Source organism: Streptomyces sp. NPDC092296, from assembly GCF_044755465.1.
Lineage (GTDB): Bacteria > Actinomycetota > Actinomycetes > Streptomycetales > Streptomycetaceae > Peterkaempfera.
This window is the reverse complement of sequence record NZ_JBIVRB010000002.1, coordinates 311,620-324,430: the sequence shown is the minus strand read 5'-3', so window position 1 is coordinate 324,430 and position 12,811 is coordinate 311,620. Positions and strand designations below refer to the sequence as shown.

Annotated in this window: 8 protein-coding genes; 3 read left to right on the top strand and 5 right to left on the bottom strand. The window is 72.2% G+C overall.

Going from position 1 to position 12,811, the window contains the following annotated elements; all coding sequences use genetic code 11:
* Window positions 1-41 precede the first annotated feature (41 nt).
* Complete coding sequence (locus ACIQGZ_RS09040; protein ID WP_402600347.1) at window positions 42-995, bottom strand: NAD-dependent epimerase/dehydratase family protein; 954 nt, start codon at window positions 993-995, stop codon at window positions 42-44.
* Window positions 996-1,144: 149 nt separating this feature from the next.
* On the bottom strand, window positions 1,145-1,348 hold the full coding sequence (locus ACIQGZ_RS09035) for a DUF2795 domain-containing protein (RefSeq protein ID WP_402600346.1): 204 nt from the start codon (window positions 1,346-1,348) through the stop codon (window positions 1,145-1,147).
* A 216-nt stretch (window positions 1,349-1,564) separates the two neighbouring features.
* On the opposite strand from ACIQGZ_RS09035, the gene ACIQGZ_RS09030 reads away from it, so the two are divergent.
* Window positions 1,565-3,688 (top strand): catalase, encoded by a 2,124-nt coding sequence (locus ACIQGZ_RS09030; RefSeq protein ID WP_402600345.1) that lies wholly within the window; start codon window positions 1,565-1,567, stop codon window positions 3,686-3,688.
* Window positions 3,689-3,788: 100 nt separating this feature from the next.
* Here ACIQGZ_RS09030 and ACIQGZ_RS09025 read toward each other — a convergent pair whose 3' ends face one another.
* Window positions 3,789-4,064, bottom strand: coding sequence for a DUF6158 family protein (locus ACIQGZ_RS09025; RefSeq protein WP_402600344.1), 276 nt, complete (start codon window positions 4,062-4,064; stop codon window positions 3,789-3,791).
* A gap of 45 nt (window positions 4,065-4,109) precedes the next feature.
* A complete protein-coding gene (locus tag ACIQGZ_RS09020; RefSeq protein WP_402600343.1) occupies window positions 4,110-5,075 on the bottom strand; it encodes an LLM class F420-dependent oxidoreductase in 966 nt (321 codons plus the stop codon).
* A gap of 231 nt (window positions 5,076-5,306) precedes the next feature.
* Here ACIQGZ_RS09020 and ACIQGZ_RS09015 point away from each other — a divergent pair, with 231 nt between their 5' ends.
* Entirely contained in the window at window positions 5,307-6,944 is a 1,638-nt protein-coding gene (locus ACIQGZ_RS09015; RefSeq protein ID WP_402600341.1) for an ABC-F family ATP-binding cassette domain-containing protein, read from the top strand.
* 83 nt (window positions 6,945-7,027) lie between these two features.
* Here the strand turns inward: ACIQGZ_RS09015 and ACIQGZ_RS09010 are convergent, their stop codons facing one another.
* Window positions 7,028-8,695 carry an FAD-binding dehydrogenase gene (locus ACIQGZ_RS09010; protein WP_402600340.1) on the bottom strand — a complete coding sequence of 556 codons (1,668 nt, stop codon included), beginning with the start codon at window positions 8,693-8,695 and terminating at the stop codon, window positions 7,028-7,030.
* 606 nt (window positions 8,696-9,301) lie between these two features.
* Between ACIQGZ_RS09010 and ACIQGZ_RS09005 the strand changes: the two genes are divergently transcribed.
* The gene (locus tag ACIQGZ_RS09005) at window positions 9,302-12,775 is read left to right on the top strand and encodes a LamG domain-containing protein (RefSeq protein WP_402600339.1); all 3,474 of its coding nucleotides are present in this window, start codon (window positions 9,302-9,304) and stop codon (window positions 12,773-12,775) included.
* The last annotated feature ends 36 nt before the right edge of the window (window positions 12,776-12,811 follow it).

The following is a 12,811-nucleotide window of genomic DNA, read 5'->3' as shown; positions in this document are numbered from 1 at the left end:
TGGCCTTTCGGTACTCGCGGGGCGGCGGTGCCGTACGGGGCTCAGGCGTTGGCGCGGAACCAGGTGATGGTGCGCCGCAGCCCCTCCTCGGGATCGGTGAGCGGGTCCCACTGGAGCTTGCCCCGGGCGAGGGTGATGTCGGGCCGCCGGACGGCGGGGTCGTCGGTGGGGCGTTCGATGAAGCGCAGCTCGGAGGAGGAGCCGGTGAGCCTGATGACCAGCCGGGCCAGCTCGGTCATGGTCAGCTCGGCGGGGTTGCCGATGTTCACCGGCCCGGCCAGGTCGGAGCCGGCCAGCGCCAGGACGCCGCGCACCGTGTCGTCGACATAGGTGAGCGAGCGGGTCTGGCTGCCGTCGCCGGTGACGGTCAGCGGCTCGCCGGCCAGCGCCTGCCGGATGAAGGTGGGCACGGCCCGGCCGTCGCGGGCGCGCATCCGGGGGCCGTAGGTGTTGAACAGCCGGACGATGGCGGCGTTGGTGCCGCGCACCGCGATGTCGGCGGTGGTGAGCGCCTCGGCGAAGCGCTTGGCCTCGTCGTAGACGCTGCGCGGGCCGACCGGGTTGACATTGCCCCAGTAGTCCTCGGGCTGCGGGTGCCGCAGCGGGTCGCCGTAGACCTCCGAGGTGGAGGCGAGGACCAGCCGGGCCTGGTGCTCGCGGGCCAGCGCCAGCACATTGCGGGTGCCCAGGCTGCCGGTGTCCAGGGTGTGCAGCGGCAGCCGCAGGTAGTCGGCGGGGGACGCCGGGGAGGCGAAGTGCAGCACCAGGTCGACGGGCCCCTCGACCTCGAACGGCTCGCAGACGTCGGCCTTGAGCAGGGCGAAGCCGTCGCGGCGGGCGAGGTGGGCGACGTTCTCCGGGCTGCCGGTGGAGTAGTCGTCGACGCAGACGACCCGGGTGCCCCGGTCGAGCAGCGCGGTGCACAGGTGGGAGCCGACGAAGCCGGCGCCGCCGGTGACCACGGCACGCTTCCAGCGGACGGGGGTGGTGTTCATACGGCCTCCGTAAGGGCTGACGGTCTCCAAGGGCTGACGGACCCCAGGGGCTGACGGACCCCAGGGGCTGACGGTCTCCTTGGCGGGCTCCTTGGCGGGCCGGCGATCCCCCCGCCCCGCCGGTGCGGCGGGACGGGGGCACCGGCCGGTCAGGCGTGCTTGAAGAGGGCCTTGCTGACCTCGGCGGGGTTCTCGAAGCTCTTGGCGTCGAGCTTGCGGATGCGGTCGATCAGGCTCTTGTCGGCGCCGTTGCCGGCGGCACACTTGGCCAGCGACTCGCGATCGGCGGGGTAGTTGGCGCCGGAGAGGGCCTTCTGCAGGTCGATGGGGCTGATGGCCACGGGTTCCTCCATGGGTCGGACGGTGGGTGCCGGCCCACGGGTGCGGCCCGGCAGCCCGGTGCGGTACCCGGGTCGGTCCGGTTCATGCGCGCCGATCCGCGCCCAGGGCCGTCCGGGGGAAGCCGGGCGGCCCTGCCGTCCGCCGTGCATGAACCGGGACGGCCCGGGTACCGGGGCGGACCGCCGGGCGGCATCGCCGCCGCCGACCGTTCGAGAGGGAGCACAACCATGGCCGTAGGGCCGGAGACCGCGGGCAGCGGTGCCGATCGGGACGACGAGAAGGACCAGCAGCTGGACGGCTTCCGGGTCCCGCCGGGACCGGCGCTGACCACCGATCAGGGAGTGCGGGTCGACGACACCGACAACTCGCTGGCGGCGGGGGACCGCGGACCGACGCTGCTGGAGGACTTCCACTTCCGGGAGAAGGTCACCCACTTCGACCATGAGCGCATCCCGGAGCGGGTGGTGCACGCGCGGGGTTCGGGCGCGTACGGGTACTTCGAGCCGTATGAGTCGCTGGCCGAGTACACCTGCGCGGACTTCCTCCAGGAGCCCGGCCGGCGCACCCCCGTCTTCGTGCGGTTCTCCACCGTGCAGGGGCCGCGCGGCTCGGCGGACACGGTGCGCGACGTGCGGGGCTTCGCGACGAAGTTCTACACCCGGCAGGGCAACTACGACCTGGTGGGCAACAACTTCCCGGTCTTCTTCATCCAGGACGCCATCAAGTTCCCGGACTTCGTGCACGCGGTGAAGATGGAGCCGCAGAACGAGATGCCCACCGGCGCCTCGGCGCACGACACCTTCTGGGACTTCTGCGCCCTCACCCCGGAGACCACCCACATGCTGATGTGGCTGATGTCGGACCGGGCGATCCCGCGCAGCTTCCGGATGATGCAGGGCTTCGGCGTGCACACCTTCCGGTTCGTCAACGCGCAGGGGCGCGGTACGTTCGTGAAGTTCCACTGGAAGCCCAAGCTGGGCGTGGCCTCGCTGGTCTGGGACGAGGCGCAGCTGGCGGCCGGGCGGGACCCGGACTTCAACCGGCGGGACCTGTGGGAGGCCATCGCCGCCGGCAGCTACCCGGAGTGGGAGCTGGGCGTGCAGCTGGTGCCGGAGGAGGACGAGTTCGCGTTCGACTTCGACCTGCTGGACGCCACGAAGATCATCCCGGAGGAGCAGGTGCCGGTCCGCCCGATCGGCCGGATGGTGCTGGACCGCAACCCGCAGAACTTCTTCGCCGAGACCGAACAGGTGGCCTTCCACACCGCCAATGTGGTGCCCGGCATCGACTTCACCAACGACCCGCTGCTCCAGGGCCGCAACTTCTCCTACCTGGACACCCAGCTGATCCGGCTGGGCGGCCCCAACTTCTCCCAGCTGCCGGTCAACCGGCCGGTCGCCGAGGTCAGCCAGAACCACCGGGACGGCTTCGGCCAGCAGCTGATCCAGACCGGCACCAGCTACTTCCCCAACTCGCTGGGCGGCGGCTGCCCGGCGCACGCCGGGTCCGGGGCCGGGCTGCCGGAGGGCGTCTTCAAGCACTACCAGGTGCGGGTGGACGGCGACAAGATCCGCCGCCGCAGCGACAGCTTCCAGGACCACTACAGCCAGGCCACGCTGTTCTGGAACAGCATGGCCGACTGGGAGAAGCAGCACATCGTGGCGGCGTTCCGGTTCGAACTGGGCAAGGTGGAGGACATCGGCGTACGCGAGCGCATGCTCGCCAACCTGGGCAACGTCGACCGGACGCTCGCCACCGAGGTCGCCACCGGGCTCGGCCTGGAGCCCCCGGCGGGGGCGCCCGGAGCGGCCCACAACACGGTCTCCCCCGCGCTCAGCCAGCAGAACCTGCTCGGCGGCGACCCGGCCACCCGCAAGGTCGCGGTGCTGGTCGCGGACGGCGTGGACGGGGCGCAGACCGCGGCGGTACGCGAGGGCCTGACCTCGCGGGGCGTGATCGTGGAGCTGCTGGCCCCCCGGGACGGCCAGGTGCGGGCCGAGGGCGGCGGCACCGTCGCGGTGGACCGGGCGCTGGCGACCATGGCCTCGGTGCTGTACGACGCGGTGGTGGTGGCCGGCGGCGACGAGTCGGCCGGGACGCTGGCCGAGGAGCCGGACGCGCTGCGGTTCGTCGTGGAGGCGTACCGGCACGGCAAGCCGGTGGGCGCGCTGGGCGCCGGGCGCCGGCTGCTGGGCCCCGGCGCGGAGCAGTCGCCGGCCGGGGAGGTGGTCGCGGAGCGGGGCGTGGTGACGGCGGGCGGCGACGCGTCGGCCGCCGGGCCGTTCGCGGACGCGCTGGCGCAGGCGCTGGTCGAGCACCGGTTCCCGGACCGGCCGCTGCTGGTCCGGTAGTCGCGCGCTGCTGGGGTCGTCGTCTGTGCATCGGACCGGGTACCGGTGGGTACCCGGTCCGAACGTACGGCTGGACGTTCGGACCGGTTTCCGGCGCTGCTCAGGCCAGGCCGCGCGGCGCCTGCGGGTCGGTGCCGCCCGCCCGGGTGCGGGCCCGTGCGCCGAGCCGGGTGCGGCCGGCGGCGACCTGGCGCTCCGGGTGGCGGCGCAGATACTCCTCCTCCAGCTCGGCGGTCCGCGAGGTGTGCCGGTCCAGCGCCTCCGGCGAGCCGTGCAGCAGGGTCTCGTGGCGGGTGCGGTGGACCTGCTCCAGCTCGTGCATGAGCAGGCTCTCGTCGAGTTCGGCCGGGTCGATGCCGAGTGTCGTCGCGGACATGGTGCTCTCTTTTCGTACGTGGGGTGGGGCTGCGTGGCGCGGGCCTCACAGCTCCCGGAGGGCGGGCAGCAGCGACTTCTCCGCCCAGTCCAGGAACGGGTACTGGGCGTCGCCGCCGATCTGCACCAGCGCGATCTCGCTGAACCCCGCCTCGGCGTAGGGCCGCACCGCCTCGACGAACGCCTCGACGTCGTCACCGCAGGGGATGGAGGCGGCCACGTCGTCGGGGCGGACGAACTGCGTCGCGGCGGCGAAGGCGGCGGTGCCGGGCAGCTCGGAGTTGACCTTCCAGCCGCCGCCGAACCAGCGGAACTGCTCGTGCGCTCGGGCCACGGCGGCGCCCGCGTCCGGGTCGTAGCAGACCGGCAGCTGGCCGACCCGGGGCTTGCCCGCGCCGCCGTACCGGTCGAACGCCTCCAGCAGCCCGCCCTCGGGCTCGGTGGAGATCACCAGATCGGCCAGTCGCCCGGCCAGCTCGCAGGACTGCTCCCCGGAGACGGCGACACCGATCGGCGGGGGCGGCTCCGGCAGGTCCCACAGCTTGGCGGACTCGACGTCGAAGTGGGTGCCGTGGTGGTTGACATAGCCGCCGGCGAACAGCGCCCGGATGACCTCCACCGCCTCCTCCAGCATCTCGTGGCGTACGTCCACCGGGGGCCAGCCGCCGCCCACCACATGCTCGTTGAGGTTCTCCCCCGCGCCGAGGCCGAGCCGGAAGCGGCCGTGCGAGAGCAACTGCACGGTGGCCGCCTTCTGCGCCACGACGGCCGGGTGGTAGCGGATGGTCGGGCAGGTCACATACGTCATCAGCGGAATCCGCGCGGTGGCCCGAGCGGCGGCGCCGAGCACACTCCACGCGTACGAGGCGTGGCCCTGCGCGTCCAGCCACGGGAAGTAGTGGTCCGAGACCACGGAGAAGTCGAAGCCCACCTCCTCCGCCCTGACCAGGTGGTCCACCAACTCGACGGGCCCGGCCTGCTCGGTCATCATCGTGTATCCGATCTGCACCATAAGGCCCGGATTCCCCGCTTACCGACCCGAAAACGACCTCACCCGCTCCACCACCCACCACCCCAGGGGCGCGAGGAACTGCGCGAACAACCACCCACCCCCCCACAGCCCAAGACCACCCGCCCAACCACCCAAGGCGCGAAGCACCATACGTTCGGCGCACCACGAGAGCACACCGTTCCCCGCGCCCCCGGCGAGCACGTCTGCCCGGGGCCGTAGGATCGGGTCCTGATGACTGCCACTCTCGTCGCCAAGGATCTCGCCGCCGGCCACGGCGACCGCGCACTCTTCTCCGGCCTGGACCTGGTCGTCGCGCCGGGCGATGTCGTGGGGCTGGTCGGCGCCAACGGCGCGGGCAAGTCCACGCTGCTGCGCCTGCTGGCCGGCCTGGACGCCCCCGACCAGGGCACCCTGCGGCTCAGCCCGCCGACCGCCAACGTCGGCCACCTCCCCCAGGAGCCCGACCGCCGCCCCGGCGAGACGGTGAGCGCCTTCCTGGCCCGCCGCACCGGAGTGGCCGCCGCACAGGCGGCGCTGGACACCGCCACCCAGGCGCTGGTCGACGGCCTGCCCGGTTCGGACGACGCCTACGCCGTCGGCCTGGAGCGCTGGCTGGACCTGGGCGGCGCCGACCTGGAGGAGCGGGCGGCGGAGGTCGCCGAGGGGCTGGGGCTGAAGGTCGGACTCGACCAGCAGATGACGGCACTGTCCGGCGGCCAGGCCGCGCGGGCGGGCCTGGCGTCGCTGCTGCTGAGCCGGTACGACATCTTCCTGCTGGACGAGCCGACCAATGACCTGGACCTGGACGGCCTGGACCGGCTGGAGGCGTTCGTCACCGGGCTGCGCGCCGGGACGGTGCTGGTCAGCCATGACCGCGAGTTCCTGGCCCGTACCGTCAACCGGGTGGTCGAGCTGGACCACGCCCAGCAGCAGGTGCGCAGCTTCGGCGGCGGTTACGCGGCGTATCTGGAGGAGCGGGAGGTGGCCCGCCGCCACGCCCGCGAGGAGTACGACGAGTACGCGGACACCCGGGCGGCGCTGGAGTCGCGGGCCCGCACCCAGCGGTCGTGGATGGAGAAGGGCGTCAAGAACGCCCGCCGCAAGGCGACCGACAACGACAAGATCGGCCGTAAGTTCCGCAGCGAGGCGACCGAGAAGCAGGCGTCCAAGGCCCGCCAGACCGAGCGGCTGATCGAGCGGCTGGAGGTGGTCGAGGAGCCGCGCAAGGAGTGGGAGCTGCGGATGGAGATCGCCGTGGCGCCGCGCGCCGGGGCGGTGGTGGCGACGCTGCGCGGCGCCGAGGCGCGGCGCGGCTCCTTCGCCTTCGGGCCGGTGGATCTGGAGATCGGCTGGGCGGACCGGGTGACGATCACCGGCGCCAACGGCTCCGGGAAGTCCACCCTGCTGGCGGCGCTGCTCGGGCGGCTGCCGCTGGACGCCGGGCACGCGTCGCTGGGCTCCGGCGTGGTGGTGGGCGAGGTGGACCAGGCCAGGGGGCTGTTCTTCGGTACGGAGGCACTGCTGGACGCCTTCGGTGCCGCGGTGCCGGAGCTGGCCCCGGCGGACGTCCGCACCCTGCTGGCGAAGTTCGGGTTGAAGGCCCACCATGTGCTGCGCCCGGCGGCCACCCTGTCGCCCGGCGAGCGGACCCGGGCGGCGCTGGCGCTGCTCCAGGCGCGCGGGGTGAACCTGCTGGTACTGGACGAGCCGACCAACCATCTGGACCTGCCCGCGATCGAGCAGCTGGAGTCGGCGCTGGCGACCTTCCCCGGCACGCTGCTGCTGGTGACCCACGACCGGCGGATGCTGGCGGCGGTGGACACCACCCGGCGGATCGAGGTGGCGGCGGGCCGGGTCACCGAGCGCTGACCGCCGACTCCTGACCAGCCCGACTCCCGACTGCCCGACTCCCGACCAGCCCGACTCCCGACGGGCCGACTCCTGACAGGCCGTCAGCCGACCGCCCGCGCGGCGGCGCGGCCCGCCGTACGGCCGGAGAAGAGGCAGCCGCCGAGGAAGGTGCCCTCCAGCGAGCGGTAGCCGTGCATCCCGCCGCCGCCGAAGCCCGCCGCCTCGCCCGCCGCGTACAGGCCGGGCAGCGGCTGGCCGTCGCCCCGCCCGTGCATCCGCAGCACCCGGCCGTCGAGGTCGGTCTCCAGGCCGCCGAGTGACTTGCGGGTGAGGATGTTCAGCCGGACGGCGATCAGCGGACCGGCCTTGGGGTCGAGCAGGCGGTGCGGGGCGGCGACCCGGATCAGCTTGTCCCCGAGGTAGCGGCGGGCGCCGTGCACTGCGGTGAGCTGGAGGTCCTTGGTGAAGGGGTTGTCCAGCGCATGGTCGCGGGCGGTGATCTCGCGGTGCAGCGCGGCCTGGTCGATCAGCTCCTCGCCGGTGATCCGGTTCATGCCCCGGACTAGTTCCGCCAGGTCGTCGGCGACCACGAAGTCGGCCCCGTGCTGCTTGAACGCCGCCACCGGGCCGGTGGCGCCGGGCAGTGCGCGGCCGAGGACGGCGCGGATGCTCCTGCCGGTGAGGTCGGGGTTCTGCTCGGAGCCGGAGAGGGCGAACTCCTTCTCGATGATCTTCTGGGTGAGGACGAACCAGGTGTGGTCGTACCCGGTGGACATGATGTGTTCGAGGGTGCCCAGGGTGTCGAAGCCGGGGAAGAGCGGCACCGGCAGCCGGTTACCGCGCGCGTCCAGCCAGAGCGAGGACGGGCCGGGCAGGATGCGGATGCCGTGGCGGCTCCAGATCGGGTCCCAGTTCTCGATGCCCTCGGTGTAGTGCCACATCCGGTCGCGGTTGATGTGCCGGGCCCCGGCCCGCTCCGCGATCCCGAGCATCAGGCCGTCGACGTGGGCGGGCACCCCGGAGAGCAGCCGGGCGGGCGGAGTGCCCAGCCGCTGCGGCCAGTTGGCGCGTACCAGATCGTGGTTGCCGCCGATGCCGCCGGAGGTGACGATCACGGCCTGGGCCCGCAGCTCGAAGGAGTCCACCACCTCCCGGGAGCTGGCGGTGCCCCGCTCGGCGCCGCTGGGCGCCAGCACCTCGCCGCGTACGCCGTCCACCGCGCCGCCGGTGACCGTCAGGCCGGTGACCCGGTGCCGGAAGCGCAGCTGCACGGTGCCCCGGGCGGCAGCCTCCCGGACTCGGCGGGCGAACGGCTCGACCAGGCCGGGGCCGGTGCCCCAGGTGATGTGGAAGCGCGGCACCGAGTTGCCGTGACCGGTCGCCAGGTAGCCGCCGCGCTCGGCCCAGCCGACCACCGGGAAGAACCGCACCCCCAGACCGCGCAGCCAGGCCCGCTTCTCCCCCGCCGCGAAGGCCACGTACGCCTCGGCCCAGCGCCGGGGCCAGTGGTCCTCGGCCCGGTCGAAGCCCGCCGTACCCAGCCAGTCCTGCCAGGCCAGCTCGTGCGAGTCGCGGACCCGCAGCCGGCGCTGCTCGGGCGAGTCGACCAGGAAGAGGCCGCCGAAGGACCAGTGGGCCTGCCCGCCGAGCGAGGCGGCCGGCTCCTGGTCGAGCAGCAGCACCCGGCGCCCGGCGGCGGCCAGTTCAGCGGTGGCGACCAGCCCGGACAGCCCCGCTCCGATCACGATGACATCGGCGTCCAGTGCCATGGGCTCGCTTCCTCCGAGGGCGGCTGCGCGGCGGCCGGGGCCGCTGCCTGCACGCATCCTGCGCCCTGAAGATCGCCGGGTCAATGCACGGCGGCCCCACGCGGGACAGCACTTCCCTGCGACGCGACGCCGAGGAAGGGAGCGCCGCTGGAGCAGTGCCGTCTCCGTCTCGAATGGTGAACCGCCGTCCTTCCTCGAGCATGAAGAGGAGGTAATTCGTGACCACCAATAGCTGTATATGTCTTCAAATCTTCACAGTGTGATACGAGTCACTCTTGCGCGCGGTTGTCGCCCAACGCTAACTTGACGCGGTTTTGTCATGTCGTCCACAACCTTTATTCGGGGGGAAGCGTGCTCCATACCGGCATGCGTATATCTCGACGCCTGAGAGGCCTGCTCGGTGCCTCTGTCGTCTCGGCAATGCTGCTGGCTGGGGCCGGCACATTCGGGGCTGCGTCGGCGCAGGCCGATCCCGTGCCTGCTCTGGGGGCGGGGCAGAGTGCGGCGCAGCGGGCAGCGGATGAGGCTGCGGCGTCGGGTGAGCGGGTGGAGGTGGTTGAGGAGCGGACGGAGTATTCGCAGACGTTCGTCAATCCCGATCGGACGATGACGTTGGAGCAGTCGGTCGCGCCGCAGCGGGTGCGGTTGGCGGATGGGTCGTTCACGGCGCCGGATGCGACGTTGGTGCGTCGGGCGGACGGGTCGATCGGGCCGAAGGCTGCGGTGGTGGACCTGTCGTTCTCGCCGGGTGGTGACACCGATCTGGTGACGCTGGGTGAGGGTGGTCGTTCGCTGGGTCTGGGGTGGCGGGGGGTGCTGCCGGTGCCGGTGCTGGACGGGTCCAGTGCGGTGTATCCGGAGGTGCTGCCGGGGGTGGATCTGCGGGTGACCGCGTCGGTGGAGGGCTTCCGGCAGGTGCTGGTGGTCAAGTCCCGGCAGGCGGCGGAGAATCCGGATCTGGCGAAGGTGTCCTTTCCGCTGCGTGCTGAGGGTCTGTCGGTGCGTGAGGGGCCGGGCGGTGGCATGACTGCGGTGGATCCCGACGGCAATGCGGTCTTCCGGGCTGCGGCTGGGGAGATGTGGGACTCCGCCGAGCGGGGTGAGGGCGGCGCCGGGTCGGTGCTGTCCGCCGCTGGGAGCCCTGCGGGGGGCCGCGCTGCGGTGCGTTCCGGTCGGGCAGCGTCCACCGGGCCGCTTTCGGCCGGGGATGCGGGTGGTGATGACCGGGCGTCGGACGGCGAGGTCACGCGTGATCCGGCCGACGCGCCGGGTGACGGGGCCGCGACAGCGGCGCTGCCGGTGCGTCTGGACGGCGGTGCTCTGGATCTGGTGCCGGACCCGGATGTCCTGAAGGGGGAGGATACGGTCTACCCGGTCTATATCGATCCCGCCACAAAGCTGGACGACAACCGGGAATGGACCATGCTGTCCTCGGACGGGGACAAGTTCTGGAAATTCTCCGGGGACAAGGGGGTGGGGCACTGCGGTACGTACAACGGGTACTACTGCGGTACCGGCTACACCAACCGGATGTTCTTCGAGTTCTCGCCGTCCAAGCTGGCGGGCAAGCACGTCCTCAGCGCCACGTTCCGGATCACCGAGACCTGGTCGTTCTCCTGCGACGCGACCACGGTCGACCTCTCGCGCACCGACAACATCTCCTCTTCCACCGCCTGGCCGGGCCCCAAGGCCCTGGACCTGATGGTCGACCGCACGGTGTCGCACGGCCGCGGTTCGGCCTGCAGCCCCAGCCAGCCCGCCGCTCCCGTGGAGTTCAAGGACAACCCCAGTGAGACGAACGAGAACCTCACCTCCACGGTGCAGGCGTTCGCGGACGGGAAGTGGTCGCGGCTGACGCTGCGGCTGGCCGCCCACGACGAGAGCGACACCAACTCCTGGAAGCGGTTCGACAACGACGGCACCCTCAGCGTCACCTACGTCGGCATTCCCGCGCTGCCCGGTGCGATCGGCATCCTGGGCGACGGCGTGCACCGGACCTGCGAGACCAACGCCGCCAGTCCGGAGACGATCTCGGACCCGACGCCCACCCTCACCGCGACCGCCAAGACCGAACCGGGCGGCGAGGCGGAGGCGCAGCTGCGGATCACCTACGACCTGGACACGAAGAACGCCGACGGCACCTGGTCCGACACCCCCGAGCCCGCCAGTGTCGTCCGGCCGGCCAGCGGCTACGCGGCGAACAACACGGCGCTGGTGCTGGACTGGTCGACGCTGGCGGAGGGCAAGACCTACCGCTACCGGGCCTGGACGGTCTCCCACTACTCCGGGGGCGATCTGGCGGGCCCGTCCAACGGGTCGACGACCGGCTGGTGCTACTTCACTGTGGACACCACGGCGCCGAAGGCGCCGGTGATCACGTTGAAGAGCCCGTACACGGAGTGCCTGCCCAACAGCTGCGTGCCCGGTGGGGCGCCGGGGACCAAGGCGTCGTTCACGTTCGCGCCGAACAGCTCGGACGGCAACGTCACCGGCTACACGTACAAGATGTCGAGCGGCAGCGCGTGGTCGTCCGTGGTCACGGGTGCGGCCGGGGGGTCGTTCGTCCCGCCGACCGGTGGCACGTTCACCGTGCAGGTGCGGGCGAAGGACAGCCTGGGACGGCTGGGGGCCACGGCCTCCAAGGAGTTCGTGGTGAGTGAGGGCAGCGGCCCGGTCGGGCAGTGGCGCTTCGACGAACCCTCCGGCACGGCAGGCGACTCCTCCACCACCAACGCGGCCCTGCGCCGCAACGCGACCCTCGGCTCCACCGCGACCCGCGACCCCAAGGGACGCCGGGGCACGGTCGAGTACGACGCCTACGGCAACAAGCTGGCCCAAAAGGTGACGGACAGGGCCCTCGCTCTCGACGGCACCGAGAACAGCTACGCGGCCACAGCCGGCCCGGTGATCGACACCAGGGCCTCCTACACCGCCTCGGCCTGGGTCCGGCTGACGGCCGGCGGACGTAACCGCACCGTCCTGGGGCAGGACGGCGTGCACATCAGCCCGTTCTTCCTCTCCTACGAGTCGGCTCTGAACACCTGGACGCTGCGGCTGCCCAACACGGACACCAACACTTCCTGGACCTACACGAAGATCACCGCTCCGCAGCCGGCCGTGCTGGGGGCCTGGACCCACCTGACGGCCAGCTACGACTCCGCAGCGCACCAGGTCCGCCTGTATGTCAACGGCAGGCTGGCGGGCAGCGCGTCCTTCACCACCGCGTGGAACGCCACCGGTCCGATGCAGATCGGCCGGGTGCGGTGGACCGACACCAACACCGACTTCTTCGCGGGTGACATTGATGAGGTGCGGGTGTGGCAGCGCACGCTGACCGATGCGGAGATCGCCCGTGAGGCCGACGCGACGCTGCCGAACAACGACAACGCGATGGCCCTGGTCGGGGACTGGAGCCTGATGCCCGCGTCGGGCAACGCGGTGTCCGACGGCTCCGGGTACGGCCACGGTCTGGCGCTGAGCGGCGGCGCCGGGCTGAGCGAGGACGGCCTGACGCTCGACGGCTCGACCGGGGCGGCGGGCACGGCCGGTCCGGTGATCGACGACTCCGGGTCGTTCACGGTGACCGCCGAGGTCGCCCTCGACCAGGACAGGCTGGCGCTGAAGCCGGCCGGGTACACCGCCCAGGTGTTCGGCGAGCGGACCGCCACCGGCTCCTCCTGGGGCATCTGGTACGAGCAGAAGGCTGTGAACAGCAACTTCGGGACCGTCACCGGCGTATGGCACTTCGGCCGCCTCAACCCCGACGGCAGCACCACCGCCTTCACCTCCGTGAAGAGCAACAGCGAAGCGGAGATGGGCGCGGCCGTGCGGCTGGTCGGCACCTACGACTCGGTCACCGGCGAGGCGTCCCTCTACCTGGGCGTGGTCCGCCAGGGCGCGGCCACCGCCTTCACCAGCGCCCAGGGGGCGGGCGACCTGGCCGCCGGGAAGGGCTTCGCCAACGGCGCCTGGGGCCACTACCTGCCCGGCGTGATCACCGACCTGCGCATCTGGGCCGGAGCCGCCGCCGACCAGGACCAGATCCGCCGCGTCGTCCTCGGCGAGACCGACGACACCTGACCCGCACGGGTGCGGGGCGGGCCGACCGCCCGCCCC

Coding starts and splice junctions, on each gene's coding strand:
- ACIQGZ_RS09005 (WP_402600339.1), top strand. CDS start 9,302: ATGACGTTGGAGCAGTCGGTCGCGCCGCAGCGGGTGCGGTTGGCGGAT.
- ACIQGZ_RS09030 (WP_402600345.1), top strand. CDS start 1,565: ATGGCCGTAGGGCCGGAGACCGCGGGCAGCGGTGCCGATCGGGACGAC.
- ACIQGZ_RS09020 (WP_402600343.1), bottom strand. CDS start 5,075: ATGGTGCAGATCGGATACACGATGATGACCGAGCAGGCCGGGCCCGTC.
- ACIQGZ_RS09010 (WP_402600340.1), bottom strand. CDS start 8,695: ATGGCACTGGACGCCGATGTCATCGTGATCGGAGCGGGGCTGTCCGGG.
- ACIQGZ_RS09025 (WP_402600344.1), bottom strand. CDS start 4,064: ATGTCCGCGACGACACTCGGCATCGACCCGGCCGAACTCGACGAGAGC.
- ACIQGZ_RS09040 (WP_402600347.1), bottom strand. CDS start 995: ATGAACACCACCCCCGTCCGCTGGAAGCGTGCCGTGGTCACCGGCGGC.
- ACIQGZ_RS09015 (WP_402600341.1), top strand. CDS start 5,307: ATGACTGCCACTCTCGTCGCCAAGGATCTCGCCGCCGGCCACGGCGAC.
- ACIQGZ_RS09035 (WP_402600346.1), bottom strand. CDS start 1,348: ATGGAGGAACCCGTGGCCATCAGCCCCATCGACCTGCAGAAGGCCCTC.